Here is a 16,843-nt window from a genome sequence, read left to right on the forward strand (position 1 = left end):
CTGGGGTGTGGAGATGGGCGTATTCTTCGCCCTTATCAACAGGAATTAAAATGAGCGAAAGCTTTGCGGAACTCTTTGAAGAAAGCCTAAAAACCCTGAACCTTCAGGCAGGCTCCATCATCACCGGTGTTATCGTTGATATCGATTACCAAGCTCGCTGGGTAACCGTTCACGCTGGTCTGAAGTCTGAAGCTCTGATCCCGCTGGAACAGTTCTACAACGATGCTGGTGACCTGACTATCAATGTCGGTGACGAAGTTCACGTTGCTCTGGACTCGGTTGAAGACGGTTTCGGTGAAACCAAGCTGTCCCGTGAAAAAGCCAAGCGCGCTGAATGCTGGATTGTTCTCGAAGCAGCCTTCGCAGCTGAAGAAGTGGTCAAGGGCGTTATCAACGGTAAGGTTAAAGGCGGCTTCACTGTCGACGTTAACGGCATCCGTGCGTTCCTGCCAGGTTCTTTGGTCGACGTTCGTCCAGTGCGCGACACCACGCACCTGGAAGGCAAAGAACTGGAATTCAAAGTCATCAAGCTCGACCAGAAGCGCAACAACGTTGTCGTTTCCCGTCGCAGCGTGCTGGAAGCAGAGAACTCCGCCGAGCGTGAAGCTCTGCTGGAATCCCTGCAGGAAGGCCAACAAGTCAAAGGTATCGTCAAGAACCTCACCGATTACGGCGCATTCGTCGATCTGGGTGGCGTCGATGGCCTGCTGCACATTACCGACATGGCTTGGAAGCGTATCAAGCATCCTTCCGAAATCGTCAACGTTGGCGACGAGATCGATGTCAAGGTTCTGAAGTACGATCGTGAGCGTAACCGCGTTTCCCTGGGCTTGAAGCAGCTGGGCGAAGATCCATGGGTTGCTATCAAGGCTCGTTACCCAGAAAGCACTCGCGTAACCGCGCGTGTTACCAACCTGACCGACTACGGCTGCTTCGCAGAGCTGGAAGAAGGCGTGGAAGGCCTGGTACACGTTTCCGAAATGGACTGGACCAACAAGAACATCCACCCTTCGAAAGTCGTACAAGTCGGCGACGAAGTGGAAGTTATGGTTCTGGACATCGACGAAGAGCGTCGTCGTATCTCCCTGGGCATCAAGCAGTGCAAATCTAACCCATGGGAAGATTTCTCTGGCCAGTTCAACAAGGGCGATAAAATCTCCGGCACCATCAAGTCGATCACCGATTTCGGTATCTTCATTGGTCTGGACGGCGGCATCGACGGCCTGGTTCACCTGTCCGACATCTCCTGGAACGAAGTTGGCGAAGAAGCTGTTCGTCGTTTCAAGAAGGGCGACGAGCTGGACACCGTTATCCTGTCGGTTGACCCAGAGCGCGAGCGCATCTCCCTCGGCATCAAGCAACTGGAAAGCGATCCGTTCTCCGAGTACGTTCAAGAGAACGACAAAGGCGCCATCGTTAAAGGCACTGTGAAAGAAGTTGACGCCAAAGGCGCCATCATCGTTCTGGCCGACGATATCGAAGCGACTCTGAAAGCCTCCGAAATCAGCCGTGACCGCGTTGAAGACGCGCGCAACGTTCTGAAAGAAGGCCAGGAAGTAGAAGCCAAGATCATCAGCGTTGACCGCAAGAGCCGCGTGATTCAGCTCTCCATCAAGTCGAAAGACGAAGTGGAAGAGAAAGAAGCTATCCAGAGCCTGAAAGAAGCTGCTCCGGAAGCTGCTGCTGACACCACAATGGCGGCACTGCTGCGCCAGGCAATGGCTAAGCAGAACTAAGTTCTGTAAAGCTGTAGAAAAAGGGCGACTTCGGTCGCCCTTTTTTGTGCCTGACGCCTCAACGGTAAGAGCGAGCTCGCTCGCGAAAAACTCACAGACGACACGTTCATTCAGGATTCATGATCGTTCCCACGCTCCGCGTGGGAATGCCTCTTGAGACGCTCTGCGTCTCGTCCGTTAGCGCCAGTGAGGCAGAGCGTCACTGGCTGCACTCCCACGCAGAGCATGGGAACGATCACGATCAAGGGCCTTGCGATGCGAGGCCCTTTTTTTTTCCTGAAATTTGATGAAGTAACTGCACCGAACCAAGGCATTCAGCCCAATGTCAGAACTGACTATAGTCTTGAAAACGGCTATTTCGCGTTGCTGACTCAATAAGGGTTTGAATGAACAGGATTATCGTAATACTCGCCTTGCTGGTACTTGCAGGCTGCTCCTCCACCAGCGCCAAGACCCACGCCAAGCGCGGCGTCAGCGGCATCGAGATCGACTGCTCTGGCCTGGGCAACAAGTGGGAGAGGTGCGAAAAGCGCGCCGCTCGTGAATGCAAGATGCAGGGCTACAAGGTCATTACCCGTTCCAGTGATGCCGAGGACGAAGAGGGTGACTACCTGTTCGGCTGGAACCCTGCTGGCGCGGTGACGCGGACCATGTTGGTGATCTGTAAGTAAGGGGTTGACCGCTCGCTGAACGTGTTTATTCAGCCTCAGATAAGTTGACACATGGGCTGTTCAAATTCATCAACTCATGCTAAAACCTTCGGAGCGCTTTTCCTAGCTGCTTGAAAAAGAAGGGAAAAATATGACGAAGTCGGAGTTGATCGAACGAATTGTCACCCATCAAGGGCTGCTCTCATCCAAGGATGTGGAGCTGGCTATCAAGACTATGCTTGAGCAAATGTCCCAATGCCTGGCCACCGGAGATCGCATCGAAATCCGCGGCTTCGGCAGCTTCTCCCTGCACTACCGCGCACCGCGCGTAGGTCGCAACCCAAAAACCGGCCAGTCCGTCAGCCTCGACGGCAAATTCGTTCCCCACTTCAAACCGGGCAAGGAATTGCGCGATCGGGTGAACGAAGAAGAGGAAGAAGGCGTCTGAGTGTTTTTGGAGAAGGAGAAGGGTATGCGTGGGGTTAAGCGCGTTGTTGCGGTGTTGATTGCGGTGCTTGCGGCTTTGGTGGTTCTGGCGTTTGTGCTGGAGAACCAGCAGGGTGTGGCACTGTCGTTCCTGGGATGGAGTACTGCGCAGATGCCGGTGGCGGTGTTTGTGGTGGTGGCTTTGATTGTGGGGATGGTGATTGGGCCGGTGTTGGGGGTGGTTGTGCGTAGGCGTCGGGGTAAGTCGATGGCTTAGGGTTTAGTCTTGGTTGGCAGCTGTGATGGAGATGAGCGGTGTTGGCGACCGTTTGTCAGAAAACCCAATTATGTCAAGGGCTTTGAGCTGCGTAGCGACCTAGGCTGGTGGGTTGCGACAGTTCCTCCTGAAAACCCAGAATCATCCTACATACATATCAAGACTTGTAATATGCCAAAGAGATGGCAGAATGGAATCTGTTCTCGATAACGGGCATTTTGTGCGCTCAAAATTTAGCAACGAAGCTGGTTTTAGCGGTCATCCAATTAAAATAAGAAAAGACACAATCTGTTTTGCATAACGAGCCCGCAGTTTCTCTCTGAAGGCAGGTTTTTGTTGTGAGTAGTAGCTTACGCTCCGTCCTCATCCCCCAGCATAAAAAAATTGATTCGTTGGCGCTTATAACAAATATTTGGCGTCAAAAAACAATCATTTTCTCCGCGAGTGCATTGATTGCATCGATTTTTGCGGCATATGCATTTTCGGTCACGCCAGAATACAAAGTGAGCAGTGTGCTTCGGCCTGCTGCGATTAATGAATTGGATGCACTTAATCGCTCGGAAGTTTACGTTTTACCTCCTGGTGAGGCCTTGGTACGGGTCGGTATGGCCTTAGAGTCGTACGAGATTCGTATGGAGTTTTTTAGATCCCATCAAAAGCTCTTCGAGGGATTTGTGCGCCCTGGACGTAATCTTCAGCAGGCGTTTGAAGAGTTCAATAAAAAATCTATAAGTTTAATGTTGTCTGATAAAGATAAAGTTGATTCGCTCAGTTCTTATTTGAAGCTTGAGCTGAACTATCCCAAAGGGATCGATGGGGTTTCAATACTCAATGGATTTGTGGACTATGCAATAGAAAATGAGCGTGATCATATATCGGCGGATTTGACAGTTATTATCAATAACCGTTTAAAGGAGATCGACGGCAGGTTGGCCGCAGCCCGTTCAAGCTATGACACATGGAAGGAAGCAAGAATTGCATCACTTTCTGAGTCAGATAGAATTCGCCGAGCTCAGCTACAAGACGAGCTTCAAGGGCTCCGGACGCAACTTCATAGTTTAAATTCGAATCGAATTGCAGAGCTCAATGAGGCCATAACAATTGCTAAGAAATTGAACATTATGATGCCTGCTTCACCGACCTCTGTCGGTGACGATGCACATTCTGGGTCTGTCAGCATGCGAACAGAAATTAACAATCAGCAAATTCCGTTGTATTTTATGGGGGTCAATGCGCTTGAAGCTGAGCGCACGGTCTTGCTACAGCGGAAGTCTAATGACTTCACTGAGCGACGGATTTCTCAAATTGCCAAAGAGTTAAAGCTGCTGGAGTCCAATCGAGAGATTGAAGTCTTGAAGAGTCGTGTGAACGATGAGTTATTTCTGACTGATGTGCAGCCATTGCGCGCAGAGAAAGCACGATTGCTGAGTGTGAATAAGGATATGAGTAACCTTAGGCTTGTAGCCATTGATAAAGAAGCGCTAGAGCCTACTTCCCAAGTAAGCCCTAACCGCCCCTTGCTCATAATCGGTGGTTTATTGCTAGGCTTGGTTATTGGATGCGCAATCGCTTTCTTCCGGGTAATAAAGCACATGTTGCGTGAGTCGAAACTTTAGTGATTTCTTCAACTTCTAGTACAGGGAGTTGTTCACCACGGTGAGTTTCAGTGGTGGGCGGGCGTGAAAGCCGAGATCCTTATCATCAAGGCAAATTGCCATCTGATATTTGTGTTCTGAGAATTGACTTGGCAGAAGATTCTAGATAGAAGCGTCGATTGCAGTGTAAAATTGTTTTTATCGCTGGCGGGCCTATGGCCTTTCCAGTGGCCCCTTTCACCTAATCGGTACCTGAGAATGGCTCGATTGGCAACTGGCGCATGCTCCAACTGAGCTTATTCTGAGGTCGATATGAAAACTAATAAACGCTACGCCTTCCTCGCCGTGCTGGCAGCCAGCGTACTCGTGACCTTGGGTGACACTAGGAATATTATTGGCTCACTTAATTACTGGTTGTTGTGGGGAGGGGTATTAGTATTTGGGGTTTATGGCAGTGGCGGTAGATTGAAGTTGTCGCCAGAAGTAAGTTCTATCACTCTCGGTTTTACTTTGATAACACTTGCTTTTATGATCTCTGCTGTAATTAACTCGGATGCCTATACGGCTTATCAAGGCGTCAAGTTTATAGCTATCTATATATTATTTCTGGTGATATACAGTTGTTCGGGTTTGCTGGAATTGAACGATTTTTATAAGATCGCTTCGATTTCGATTATGGTGGGTCTCGTCGTATTTGTAATGTCGAAATTCTTTTTTGCTGGATTCTATGTTCAATTGGGGGATGGCCGACAAGGAAGTGAGTTTGCCTACCCTGGTGTAATGTGGAAAGTCTGTGCTTTCTTTGCACCCTATATCATTGCAAAGTTACTCACGGCTCGTATGAGAGGTGCAATTTTTGCGGGCTGCGTTTTAATGGCATCGGTGTATATATTGTTGGCTGACTCCAGTCGAACCGGCTTTCTATGGTTTGCGATTGTCATATTTTCCTTTTTTCTTTTGCGTTTTTTGGTATTTCCCATCAAAACCTTGCTGGTCGCGATACTTTGCTTGATTGCAGGAGTTTGTGTACTGCTCTCTTCAAATATTGATCTGACGAATCATGATTCATTATTGGTCTTGAATCGTTTGTTTGAGGGTGACCCCGTCAGGGCGGCGATGATACGGGACGGAATATCGAACGTTCAAAAATGCTTTCCATTCGGGTGCGGATTCGGCAGTTCATTTAGCGTGGTGGATGGAGAAAATATTGTTATCCATAATGTATATTTAGGCATGCTTGGTGACGTAGGAGTTCTGGGTGAGTTGGCACTCTTGTTTCTAATGTTGATGCCGTTTGTGTTTTTCTTGTTGTCACTGGTGCAGGGTTTCGATCTAAATAATAATGTTTTCTTTAAGTTTGCCGCAATTTTAGGTGTGCTTTGTTATATTTTTATCATGCTCTTTCACCCGCTGAGTACTGAAATGTCAGAGTGGGGCTATTGGATTTTGATGGTGTCTTGGCTTTCTCGTATTTATAAGTATGATGATGCCGGTTTGATCAATGTCGGGTATGGCCAGAAGGTAGGGTGTTAAAGTGTTTACCGTATTTAAAAACATGGGCCTACTTTTTTTTGTACAGCTCTTTGGTTATTTGGTGCCTATCTTGGAAATTCCCGTGCTGGCGCGCTCGTTGGGTGTGCAGGAATACGGCAAGGTAGTTTTGATTCAATCGGTCGCTCTGCTATCTTCGCTTGTTGTGGAGTACGGTTTTTCGTTAAGCGCCGCCAGACAGGTGTCCTTAGCTAAGACTGACATTTCGTTACTGTCCCGGGTGTTTGGCGAAGTCCTATCTGCAAAGCTAATAATTACGTCTATTATAAGTTTCGTTGCGCTGCTTTTTTACTTGTCTTTCAATTCGCCAGCTTTTGAGCCTGAAGTGATAGGCTTGGGTTTTTTGTATTTTGTAGCGTTTGGATTTAGCCCTTTTTGGTTTTTTCAAGGGCTCGAGAAGATTGCGCTTGTCGTCTTTTTGGAGGTGGCGTTGCGTGTTGCAAGCCTTTCATGCTTGTTTATTTTTGTTCGGGATCCAACTGATGCTTTGGTGGCGTTGTCTATTTTAGCGACATTTGCTTTGGCAAATACGTTGCTCGGGAATTATTTATGTTATCGAAATGGATGCCGCGTTCGGTTCAGCTTGTTAGGTGGATGGCTTCAGATTCGAAAAGGATTTCATGTTTTCATCTATAAGAGCTCAAATAATATCTTGCTTAGCGCTGGGCCTGCTCTTGTAGGACTACTTTGTGGAAAACTCGCTGTTTCAGGATATGTTCCTGCTGAAAAAATCATACGAGGATTTGTAGGTTTTATAAATCCGGTACTTATAGGTTTTTTTCCTTATTTGAATAGGCAGTACCTTCACTCTGAAAAAAACGCATTCAGACTTTCTTGGGTTATTGTCGGGCTGATGTTCTTGCTGGGGGGGGTAAGTGCATTGTTTATTTCTTTGGCAGGAGGGTTTCTAATAAATAAAATACTGGGGGCGGATTTCGAGCAGGCGACGAAAACTTTGCAGATTTTTGTATGGATAATCCCCTTCAGAATGGCTAATCAAGCGTTGGGTTTATGCATGCTTATACCTCGTGGTATGGATAAAGTGGCGAGCTCTGCAATGCTATTATTCTCGGTAGTATCAATTATTCTGGCAAGTGTGTTGTCGATTAGCTATTACGTCAACGGCATCGTTTTTGGATTTATTCTGGCGGAACTCATGCTGTGTGTTACGTTTCTTATATTATCTTATCGATATAAACCAGTCACTTATCTTGAGGGGCGTACTGAGTGATAACAATTTTAACGGCAACATATAATCGTTATAACACTCTGCCTCGTTTGCTCAAGAGCTTGCTTGAACAAAGCTCAAAAGAGTTTGAATGGGTGCTAATAGACGATGGGAGTTCAGATGGGACTCAGGATTTCGTTGAAAAGTTAAAGGAAGAAACTTTGGGTTTTAACCTGACATCCATCAGGCAAAATAACGCTGGAAAGCACGCGGCTATTAATAGCGGGATAGCAGCAGCGAAAAAAAATTGGATCTTCATTGTAGACAGCGATGATGCACTGGTGCCTGACGCAGTTGAAACGATAATAGCGTCCATCACAAAAGCGACGGATAGCACAGTGGGCTTGTGCTATCGTAAGGCGTATTTCAGCGGTGAGTTACTCGGTAATGATTTAAAGACAGCCGAGCAAAGCTTGGTCTCTACGCCGACGGAGGCCGGAAAATTGTTCGCAGGTGACTTGGCTTATATATTTAGAACTGATGTAATGTCGAAATTTCCTTTTCCGATATTTAAGGGCGAGAAATTTGTTCCCGAGCTATATATTTGGAATAAATTAGGAGATACGGGCGATATCGTATTTTTTACACGAAAAATTATTTATCTGTGCGATTACCTTGAAGATGGATATAGTCGTAATTTTTCGCGCCATCTAAGGGCTAATCCTAAAGGGTTTTTTATTTATTATTGGTCGCAATTTTTGCGTGAGAAGACCGTATTTTATAAATTTAAAAATTTAATCAGATCTGTGCAGTGCGTTTTGTATATGTTTCTAGGAAGGCCTAGATGAATATTATATATTTTATTACTGGGTTGGGCATGGGCGGGGCCGAGAGGCAAGTCGTTAATCTTGCTGATCGGATGAGCGCACGGGGGCATAACGTTGTAATTGCTTATTTGACGGGCGACGCGGATGTGCTTCCTGAAGATCCGAATGTTACGGTGGTTGCTATAAATGGTAATAAAACCATATTCGGAATGATGCGTGCGGTTAATAATCTGGTTAAATTGATTAGACGATTTAAACCCGGGGTAATGCATAGCCACATGGTGCACGCGAACTTAATAGCGAGGATAATTCGTTTATTTATCAAAGTCCCCAAGCTGATTTGTACGGCACATAGTTCCAATGAAGGAGGTAAGCTGAAGATGCTGGCCTACCGGTTGACGGATTTTTTAGCTGATCTTACAACGAATGTAAGCCAGGAGGCGGTTGATATACTCATTGCAAAAGGCGCTTCATCTGCTGGGCGTATGGTCTTTGTGCCCAATGGCATAGATACCGGGCGTTTTATATTTGATAAGCATGTACGTAATGAAGTTCGTGCCAGAGAGTCTGTGGACTCTTCTACCAGAGTTCTCTTGGCTGTTGGACGTCTTGTTGAAGCAAAAAACTATCCTTGCCTGTTAGATGCGTTCAAGCTGGTTTTAAAAGATCACGAAAATATATGTTTGTGGATAGTAGGCGATGGCCCTTTGGCTGCAGATCTCGCGCTATATGTTAACAAGGCCAATTTAAACGAAAAAATAAAATTTTTCGGGAGTCGTGACGACGTTCCTTCATTCTACTGTGCTGCTGACGTGTATATTTTGTCTTCTGCATGGGAAGGCTTTGGGCTTGTCGTGGCCGAAGCGATGTCATGCGAAACGTTAGTGGTCGCAACAGACTGCGGTGGGGTGAAAGAAGTATTGGGTGACAGCGGTTATCTTGTAGAGCCATTCAAACCCGAAGCGCTACGTCAAGGTATTATCTCAGCGCTTAATCTTACTCCCGAGCAGAAAAGGTCACTCGTCATCTCTGCAAGATCAAGAGTGGTTGATAACTTCTCCTTAGAGTCTGTGGTTAATAGATGGGAGGAATTGTATGCCCAACCACGGACCTGATGATTTTGATCACGGGCAATTCTTGAACGGTACTTTTTAGCATGTGTATATCGACAAGAAATAGTCACTCGCTTGAGCCGGAAAGTTGGGCCTGGGTAATGATTTTGAAAAGGTGCGCAGTGTGAAAATTGTTTATGTCATCACCCGTTCGGACGTTATTGGCGGCGCCAGTGTGCATCTTCTTGATTTAGCGCTTGGCTCATCAAAAGCAGGTCATAGCGTCGATGTCCTCGTGGGCGGGGAGGGCGTCTTTAATACTCGAGCGCGGGACTTGGGGCTGTCGTGCCACTCATTGAAATATCTTGTTCGTGAAATCAGTCCTGGAAAAGATATTCGCGCCTTCTTTGAGTTGCGAGCAATGCTTTCCAAGCTAAAACCTGATCTCGTCCATGTGCATTCTTCCAAGGCTGGCATTCTAGGCCGACTGGCCGCTAAAAGTCTCGGTTTGCCAGCGGTCTTTACAGCACATGGTTGGGCTTTTACGGAAGGAGTATCTGAGAAACGTCGTTTCGTATACCGTAATATTGAGAGAGTAATGGCTCGTTTTTCAGACCAGATCCTTACGGTTTCTGAGTTTGACAGGCAACTTGCTCTGGAGGCTAAAGTGGGCGATGAAGAGACTGTTCTGACCATCCACAATGGCATGCCTGAGGTCAGCTCCAATAGAGTCAGCTTTACACAATCTGATCAAATACGCTTGATCATGGTTGCAAGGTTCGAAGTACCTAAAAACCAAAAATTCCTATTGGAAGCACTTGCTAAAGTGGAAACCAAAAATTGGGAGCTCGAATTGGTGGGCGACGGCCCCACACTGGAAAGCGCCCGGAAATTGGCAGCACAGCTGGGAATTGCTGAAAAAGTAGCTTTTTCAGGGGCTTGTGATGACGTTCCGATCAGGCTTTCGCGATCTGACGTTTTCATCTTGATTTCTGATTGGGAAGGGTTACCGCTGACTATATTGGAAGCGATGCGCAGTGGACTTGCGGTAATCGCCTCTAACGTAGGGGGGGTGTCTGAATTGGTTGCGAATGGTGATAACGGTTTCGTGGTAGACCGTGGGGATCAGCAAGGGCTGGTCGACGCATTGACGCAACTGATTAAATCCGCAGAGCTTCGAAAAAAGCAGGGCATTTCAGGTCAATACAGATATCGTACAAATTTTACTTTCGATATTATGTTGGATAAAATTCTGAAAATTTACCAGAAAGTGTTAGACAGGACTAAATGAAAATCCTTATTACTGGTGCGAATGGCTTTATCGGGCGGGCGTTATCCGGGCACCTCGTCAGTTCAGCCAAATACTCAGTTGTCGGCACTTACCGCAGGCCCTCTACTGATGTGCCATCTGATATTCAGATGTTTTCGACTGGTGAGGTAGACGGTAATACTGATTGGAATCGTGCCCTGCAAGGCGTTGATACCGTTGTCCATCTGGCTGCGCGCGCACACGTGTTGAATGCGGGAAGCGAGGATCCAGTTACGGAGTTTGAACGGATAAATGTCGAAGGTGCCATTAATTTAGCAAAGCAATCGATAAAAGCAGGTGTCCGTCGGTTTATATTCATTAGCTCTATTGGCGTAAATGGTGCGGAAACGGATAAGTATGCTTTTACCGAGAGCGATGAGCCCCGGCCGCATGCAGACTATGCACGCTCGAAATTAAAGGCAGAGCACAAGCTGGCAGAATTACTTGCTGGAGAGTCGATGGAGTTGACAGTCATCCGACCCCCTTTAGTGTATGCCGCGGAAGCACCGGGCAATTTTAATCGTCTTCTGAAGCTGATCGCGTCGGGATTACCGTTGCCCTTCGCCGCCGTGAAAAATAAGCGCAGTATGATAGCGCTGGATAATCTGGTGGATTTCGTTGAGCTTTGTATTGAGCATCCATTGGCTGCAAACGAACTGTTTTTAGTTTCTGATGGAGATGATTTTTCCATTAGCGAAATTATCAAGCTCCTCGCGTCGGGCATGAAACGAAAAGAAAGATTGTTTAGCCTTCCTGACCCGGTATTGCGTTCAGTCGCCAGCGCGCTCGGGAAGCGTTCGTTATACACGCAGCTGTGCAGATCATTGGTTGTCGATACTGCCAAATCTAAAACACGATTGAATTGGGTTCCTGCGAAAAAGACCGATGAAGCTTTGGTCGAAGCAGGCCAAAAATTCCATTTATTAAAGTGATTCACTTCGAAATTATTGCAGGTAGGGATTGGCACATGACGTTCTGGATAGCGATTGTTTCAATAGGAAGTTCTATTTTTTTTACAGGATTATTACGTCGTTATGCCCTCCAGCGCAATGTATTAGATATTCCTAACAGCAGAAGTTCACACTCGGTACCTACCCCACGCGGCGGCGGGCTCGCAATTGTGGTGGGGTTTCTGATATCCCTTGGTTTAATGCGTTCTTTTGATTTGATTGATAACGCTTTTTTTCTCGCATCGTTCCTAGCGGGTTTAACGGTAGCCGCTTTAGGATTTCTGGATGACCATGGGCACATACCTGCTCGCTGGCGTTTGTTAGGACATTTCCTCTCAGCGGTATGGGCGTTATATTGGATTGGCGGGTTACCGTCGGTTACGATTTTTGGATTGCAAGTCAACCTAGGCTGGGTTGGCGGTACGTTAGCTGTTTTATATGCTGTGTGGATGTTGAATCTTTACAACTTCATGGACGGTATAGACGGCTTGGCGAGTGCTGAAGCTATCTGCGCGTGCTCTTCTGCTGCTCTAATCTATTGGTTGTTGGGGTATGAGGAGTTGTTATGGCCACCTATCTATTTAGCGTTGGCGACGGCAGGCTTTTTTTATTGGAACTTTCCAAAGGCGCGAATTTTTATGGGCGACGCGGGGAGTGGCTTTTTGGGTATTACGCTGGCCATCATTTCGCTTAAAGCTGTTTCTTTTTCGTCTACGCTCCTATGGGTCTGGCTGATCCTGTTAGGCGTATTTATCGTTGACGCCACATTCACATTGCTTCGTAGGCTAGTACGCGGTGAAAAAGTATATGAGGCACATCGCAGCCACGCTTATCAATACGCCTCGCGTACCTTTAATGCCCACATCCCCGTCACACTATGTGTGATTTTGATAAACTTAGTCTGGCTCGCACCGATAGCATGGCTCGTCGCATTTGACAGAGTTGATGGTGCTGTCGGTATGTTGATCGCCTATGTCCCGCTCGTTGCCCTAGCTCTGAAATTCAAGGCCGGAGTCAAAGAGGCAAGTTGTTAGATTTAGGAGTGGCGAGAGCGTAATAGTGATGGGCTTATATTCGGATTTTGGATTGTTAGAACTGCGAGAGGTTTGGAAAATATGAACTCACTGAGATCGCGCTTATTACGCCTCCCGCGCAGGTATAAACGTATTTTACAAGTGATTACTGATGTTTTCCTAGTCTGGTTTGCGCTTTGGTTGGCTTTCGTCGTGCGAATAGGTCTCGATGAAATGATCAATCCGTTTGTGCTGCACACCTGGCTGTTTTTGACAGCGCCAATCGTGACCATACCGCTGTTTATACATTTTGGTATGTACCGTGCAGTTTTACGTTATTTTGGAAATGATGCGTTAATCGCTATAGTCAAGGCCGTGAGCCTTTCTTCGCTAATTATTGGTGTGGTTGTTTATTGGTACAGTAATCACCAAAATGTCGTTCCGCGTTCTATCATCTTTAACTATTGGTGGCTAAGTCTCATCATGATAGGAGGGTTGAGATTAGCATTGCGTCAATTCTTCTTGGGAGACTGGTTTACCGCTGCTCAACATGTGCCTTTCACTAACCGTGACGATGGTTTGCCACGCGTGGCTATCTACGGTGCCGGGTCTGCGGGAAATCAGCTAGTCGCCGCATTACGCATGGGCCGCTTGATGAGGCCTGTAGCGTTTATTGACGATGACTCCACTATTTCAGATCGGGTGATCTCAGGTCTTCAAGTTTATAAGCCCAAACATATTCAACGAATGATCGATGCCACAGGAGCTCAAGAAATTCTATTAGCGATACCTTCATCGACGCGTGGACGTCGTCGGGAAATTCTTGGATTTCTAGAAGGTTTTCCTTTACACGTACGTAGTGTTCCCGGCTTCATGGACCTGGCCAGTGGGCGGGTCAAAGTGGATGATATCCAAGAGGTGGATATTGCCGATCTATTAGGGCGCGATCCTGTACCAGCACAAGAAGATCTGCTGGAACATTGCATACGGGGCCAAGTGGTGCTGGTTACCGGCGCAGGGGGATCAATTGGATCTGAGCTGTGTCGCCAGATCCTCGAGTTGCAACCAACGACCCTGATTCTCTTTGAGCATAGTGAATATAATTTATACAGCATTATGTCTGAACTGGAGGCACGAGTATTAAGGGATTCGTTAGGGGTGAAACTGCTTCCGATCCTGGGTTCTATACGTCATCAGGATAAATTAGTTGATGTAATGAAAACCTGGCACGTAAATACAGTCTATCATGCGGCTGCTTATAAACATGTGCCGATGGTAGAGCATAATATTTCGGAAGGTTTTCTGAATAATGTTATTGGCACGTTAAATACTGCTCAAGCAGCTATTATTTCACAGGTTGCTAATTTTGTACTTATTTCGACTGATAAGGCGGTACGCCCTACCAATGTGATGGGAAGCACCAAGCGGCTTGCGGAGATGACGCTGCAGGCGCTCAGTCGTGAATTGGAACCTGCGCTTTTCAATGATGCAGTTCCTACTCTAAATCACACTCGCTTCACAATGGTTCGGTTTGGAAATGTTTTGGGGTCTTCTGGTTCCGTAATTCCGCTATTTCACAAGCAAATTAAATCAGGTGGTCCGTTAACAGTTACTCACCCGAAAATCACTCGATACTTCATGACCATCCCTGAGGCGGCTCAACTTGTTATTCAGGCAGGCTCAATGGGCCAGGGAGGAGATGTTTTTGTATTAGATATGGGGGAGCCGGTTAAAATCACAGAATTGGCGGAGAAAATGATTCACCTATCAGGCCTGAGTGTTCGTTCAGAAAAAAAGCCGCTCGGCGATATCGCTATTGAGTTTACAGGGCTTCGGCCTGGGGAAAAACTCTACGAAGAATTACTCATCGGCGATAATGTCGATGCCACGCAACACCCGATGATCATGAGCGCTAACGAAGATTATTTGTCTTGGGGCATATTGAGGCCGAGATTGACGGAGTTGTTGTGCGCTATTGAAAATCATGATTACAGTAAAGTGCGTCAATTGTTGCGCGAAACGGTGAGCGGCTATACTCCCGATGGCGAAATTGTTGACTGGTCTTATCAGCAGAGAAGGTTGGAGCTGTGATTTAGATGTTAGTCGGAGATAATAGTACGGCTGTGCTGTTATCTCTGCGTTATAGATATTCGTGCTTTTATATGACATAAATAAATGTATGGCTTATTTGCATTAACCAACGTCTGTTAAAGGGCCGACTCGTCGACACGTCACCGTCGGCCACAACGTGCGTTTACTGAAAACGGCAGAAACTGGGCCTATTCAACGAGCCTTAGTGCTCTACATTTTCTTCCCATGCATGACGCTTACAGAATACAATCTCTCGGGGTAACGCATCGTGATATTCCCATGCGCGCTACCTCGTGATAAGCGAACGGAGAGCCCGCGCGCCTGAACATCCATGGAGCTTCTCCGACGTAGCCCGAACAGGAAGATATTGCATGAGTAACTTTATAAATGAAAACTGAATATTCACTTGAAGTCATCACGCTCACGCTGTCAATAATACTATTGTTTGTTGCTTTTTCTTCGATATTTAGGTCGAAAATCGAAAGTGCATAAGTTAAGCATGAGTACAAGTTTATTAATGGCCTGCGTGGTCTAGCGGCTATATTTGTTTTTGTTAATCATGCCCCGTTTGTGCTAATAAATCTGGGTGTAAAAAATACTGTCTTTTCTGCGTGGGGACAAATTTACCCAAACCTCGGATCTTTTGGTGTGCAGATTTTTTTCTGCATAACGGGTTTTCTTTTTTTTGACAAGGTTATCAAGAGTAAAGATATTGATTGGGGCGATTTTTTTGTATCCCGAATCAGAAGGGTGGCTCCGCTTTATTATCTGACATCACTCTTAGTGTTTATTATTGCGGCTTCGTTTTCAGGGTTTGAATTTCTGAATAAAGAGTCCATTACCACTATCGCAGGGTTAGTAACGTTTAATTTTATAGATAATCCAATGAAAATTGGAGGCGTATCTCTTGTTCCTCTGAGTTCCGTAACATGGACGTTGGTTCATGAGTGGCGTTTTTATGCAGTGCTACCCATGGTGGCAATTTTTTACCGATCTCCCTATCGGTCCGTTATCATGACGGTGGCCATACTGATTGCTGCCATTGACCTGGGTACTTCTGCCGTGGTGTGCTGGGCATACTTTCTGTCAGGCATGGGTGCAGCAGTTATTCATAAAAAAAGTATTACAAATAAAGCTATAAAACTTTCATCCATGATAATTGCTATATCTATATTTGTTTGGATGTGCGGACTGGTTGAAGTTCCTGGCTACGGAGCGTTGAGATTTGCTCTGGCCACAATATTTTTCATAAGTATTACTATTTCCAATCCGCGTTTTTTGCATTATCAGTTCCTGAACAGGCTCAGCGATATTAGCTACAGTGTTTATTTGCTCCACTTGCCAGTGTTGTTTTTGTCCTTCAAGATATTATCTGTATTCCTCGATCTTGCTGCTCTTGATAAAGTAACCTTTTGGGCTGTGAATTTCATGACCATTCCGATCATCGTTGCGTTGTCGACCTTTACTTTTGTTCATGTAGAAAAAAGATTCATGCGCAAAAAGCGGGAGGAGCAAACCGACGCCCCGCCGGTTGCCTACTCCGAACAGACAAAAGCCGCGATATGAAGTGTGCGGCGCTCCGGCGTCGTGCTTCTTTGTTCCGCTCGACGTCCATCCGTAATGATCGGTCTGCAGGGCTCTCTGCTGACCTTGATGTTATCAATGGCCATTTTGAAAGTTACTAGATATTCGTAACCGCACGCGACTTCAATCGGCTCTCTAACACTTTGTAATACCCCCAATTTTGACACCCTCCACCCATCGCCTAAGTTAGAAAAGCAGCGTCGGAAAAGCTGCTTTTTTCCCTTACCGATATCATGGAGCGTCACCAATGCAAAACCTCTACATCTCGTCCCTCATCTTCGCCTTCCTCACCAGCCTCTCCGTCGCCACCACCGCCGCGCCGTCCATCAAGCCGGAACCCCCAACCTCCATCTCCACCCAAATGACCAAGACCGAGCAGTCCACCAAGGTCAACCTCAACGCCGCCGACGCCGAGACCCTGCGTCGCGATCTATTCGGGATTGGTGCTTCCAAGGCGAAGGCAATCATCGCCTATCGCGAAAGCAATGGCCCGTTCACCGCGGTGGATGAGTTACTGGAAGTAAAAGGCATCGGCAAGGCACTGCTGGAGAAGAATCGCGACAGGGTGGTTATTAATTGAAGATGTAATAAAAGCGCAGAAGGCCGGTCATTGA

General features: G+C 46.6%; 15 protein-coding genes. All 15 read left to right on the top strand.

The features are described 5' to 3' along the window. Positions 1-50: 50 nt before the first annotated feature. The 15 genes from rpsA to V8689_RS08435 all read left to right on the top strand — a co-directional run bounded on the left by rpsA (position 51) and on the right by V8689_RS08435 (position 16,809). Complete coding sequence (rpsA, locus tag V8689_RS08365) at positions 51-1,736, top strand: 30S ribosomal protein S1 (protein ID WP_003189774.1); 1,686 nt, start codon at positions 51-53, stop codon at positions 1,734-1,736. Between the two features lie 386 nt (positions 1,737-2,122). Further along, positions 2,123-2,407: a hypothetical protein gene (locus tag V8689_RS08370; protein WP_056791863.1), complete on the top strand. Its 285-nt coding sequence runs from the start codon at positions 2,123-2,125 to the stop codon at positions 2,405-2,407. Between the two features lie 130 nt (positions 2,408-2,537). After that, positions 2,538-2,834, top strand: a complete 297-nt coding sequence (gene ihfB, locus V8689_RS08375) for an integration host factor subunit beta (RefSeq protein ID WP_003189779.1) — start codon at positions 2,538-2,540, stop codon at positions 2,832-2,834. A gap of 24 nt (positions 2,835-2,858) precedes the next feature. After that, positions 2,859-3,089: a lipopolysaccharide assembly protein LapA domain-containing protein gene (locus tag V8689_RS08380; RefSeq protein WP_056791901.1), complete on the top strand. Its 231-nt coding sequence runs from the start codon at positions 2,859-2,861 to the stop codon at positions 3,087-3,089. Between the two features lie 338 nt (positions 3,090-3,427). Then, entirely contained in the window at positions 3,428-4,705 is a 1,278-nt protein-coding gene (locus tag V8689_RS08385; protein WP_056791864.1) for a hypothetical protein, read from the top strand. A 291-nt stretch (positions 4,706-4,996) separates the two neighbouring features. Beyond that, positions 4,997-6,217 carry a hypothetical protein gene (locus V8689_RS08390; RefSeq protein WP_056791866.1) on the top strand — a complete coding sequence of 407 codons (1,221 nt, stop codon included), beginning with the start codon at positions 4,997-4,999 and terminating at the stop codon, positions 6,215-6,217. Between the two features lies 1 nt (position 6,218). Beyond that, on the top strand, positions 6,219-7,466 hold the full coding sequence (locus V8689_RS08395; RefSeq protein WP_434520700.1) for an oligosaccharide flippase family protein: 1,248 nt from the start codon (positions 6,219-6,221) through the stop codon (positions 7,464-7,466). Beyond that, complete coding sequence (locus V8689_RS08400; protein ID WP_082587759.1) at positions 7,463-8,251, top strand: glycosyltransferase family 2 protein; 789 nt, start codon at positions 7,463-7,465, stop codon at positions 8,249-8,251. The genes V8689_RS08395 and V8689_RS08400 overlap by 4 nt, the downstream gene beginning before the upstream one ends. Then, positions 8,248-9,345: a glycosyltransferase gene (locus V8689_RS08405; protein WP_056791871.1), complete on the top strand. Its 1,098-nt coding sequence runs from the start codon at positions 8,248-8,250 to the stop codon at positions 9,343-9,345. The genes V8689_RS08400 and V8689_RS08405 overlap by 4 nt, the downstream gene beginning before the upstream one ends. An 85-nt stretch (positions 9,346-9,430) precedes the next feature. Continuing rightward, positions 9,431-10,573, top strand: a complete 1,143-nt coding sequence (locus V8689_RS08410; protein WP_081089523.1) for a glycosyltransferase family 4 protein — start codon at positions 9,431-9,433, stop codon at positions 10,571-10,573. Continuing rightward, a complete protein-coding gene (locus V8689_RS08415) occupies positions 10,570-11,523 on the top strand; it encodes an NAD-dependent epimerase/dehydratase family protein (protein WP_056791873.1) in 954 nt (317 codons plus the stop codon). The genes V8689_RS08410 and V8689_RS08415 overlap by 4 nt, the downstream gene beginning before the upstream one ends. A 35-nt stretch (positions 11,524-11,558) precedes the next feature. Next, on the top strand, positions 11,559-12,575 hold the full coding sequence (locus V8689_RS08420) for an MraY family glycosyltransferase (protein WP_081089522.1): 1,017 nt from the start codon (positions 11,559-11,561) through the stop codon (positions 12,573-12,575). An 81-nt stretch (positions 12,576-12,656) separates the two neighbouring features. Further along, entirely contained in the window at positions 12,657-14,645 is a 1,989-nt protein-coding gene (locus tag V8689_RS08425) for a polysaccharide biosynthesis protein (protein WP_056791874.1), read from the top strand. A gap of 540 nt (positions 14,646-15,185) precedes the next feature. After that, positions 15,186-16,211 carry an acyltransferase family protein gene (locus tag V8689_RS08430; protein ID WP_236710142.1) on the top strand — a complete coding sequence of 342 codons (1,026 nt, stop codon included), beginning with the start codon at positions 15,186-15,188 and terminating at the stop codon, positions 16,209-16,211. 265 nt (positions 16,212-16,476) lie between these two features. Continuing rightward, positions 16,477-16,809, top strand: coding sequence for a ComEA family DNA-binding protein (locus tag V8689_RS08435; RefSeq protein WP_056791877.1), 333 nt, complete (start codon positions 16,477-16,479; stop codon positions 16,807-16,809). Positions 16,810-16,843: the final 34 nt, after the last annotated feature.

Origin of the sequence: Pseudomonas sp. AK181 (genome assembly GCF_051122975.1) — a bacterium.
GTDB lineage: Bacteria > Pseudomonadota > Gammaproteobacteria > Pseudomonadales > Pseudomonadaceae > Aquipseudomonas > Aquipseudomonas lactis.